The sequence below is a fragment of the Mycobacterium sp. E342 genome (genome assembly GCF_001667665.1).
GTDB lineage: Bacteria > Actinomycetota > Actinomycetes > Mycobacteriales > Mycobacteriaceae > Mycobacterium.
This window is the reverse complement of sequence record NZ_LZJM01000153.1, coordinates 1-869: the sequence shown is the minus strand read 5'-3', so window position 1 is coordinate 869 and position 869 is coordinate 1. Positions and strand designations below refer to the sequence as shown.

Below are 869 nucleotides of genomic sequence, written 5' to 3'. Positions count from 1 at the left end.
CGGATCCTGCACAAAGTATTCCGATTCTCCCGGGTCTATCGGGGTATCTTCTCCGACATCTTGTCCAGAATTGTCGCGGTGGCCGGAGCGCCATTGCCGTATTGGCACACCTGCGCGTAGATGACCACGTTGTTCTTTGCCCGCGCCTCGCTGGCGCAGACCCAGCCGGTGATCTGCCCGTCCTCTAGTTCCGTTCCCGTCCACCGCACTCCCGTATCGGTCGCGTCGGTCTTCTGGAATCTCCATCGATATTTGCCGCTCAGGTGGATGACGGCATTGCTGCAGGCGTCGAGACGCTTGGCAAAAGCGTTGCCAAGCAACACCGTCGCTGCTTTGGAATCGACGACCGTCGCAACGGCTTGACGGACCGCATGCTCGTACGTGTCCTTGTCCTCTTTGTAGAGATTGCTCCGCCACGCGGTGTAAGCCACCCCCACCGAGTACGTGTCTGGCGCGATCAGCGGTTCGCACTCGGGGTCACCCTCGTCGGCGAAGGCGGCCACGGGCGGGGAGGTCGCGCCGGGCGGAGGTTTGGACGCCCAGTTGAGTTTCGCACCGACAATCTCGCTAATCAGGTCCGGCGCCAAGATCAGCGAGTCGATGGCGTCGGGGGTAAGGGTGGGGGCCACTGTGGTCGTCACCTTGGGCGGCGCTTGCGTTGTGCTGTGGCCGCCACCCTGCCCGACGCCACACCCAACCGCTAACGCCACGACACCCGCCCCGAGTGCCGAAAGGATGAAACGACTCCTCATTTCGTCTCCTTGACAAAAGGGCGAAATCCGCATCTGTTGGTCGAAGAATAGGAGCAGCGCGAGAAATGCGGATCGATTTCCCCAACTTCCTTGTCGCTTAGCGTCTGTCTCGAGTCG

Annotated in this window: 1 protein-coding gene; it reads right to left on the bottom strand. The window is 61.4% G+C overall.

What is annotated here, in order from left to right:
• Positions 1–35 precede the first annotated feature (35 nt).
• Positions 36–752, bottom strand: coding sequence for a sensor domain-containing protein (locus A5692_RS10360; RefSeq protein ID WP_197514417.1), 717 nt, complete (start codon positions 750–752; stop codon positions 36–38).
• Between the last annotated feature and the right edge of the window lie 117 nt (positions 753–869).

Coding starts and splice junctions, on each gene's coding strand:
- A5692_RS10360 (WP_197514417.1), bottom strand. CDS start 752: ATGAGGAGTCGTTTCATCCTTTCGGCACTCGGGGCGGGTGTCGTGGCG.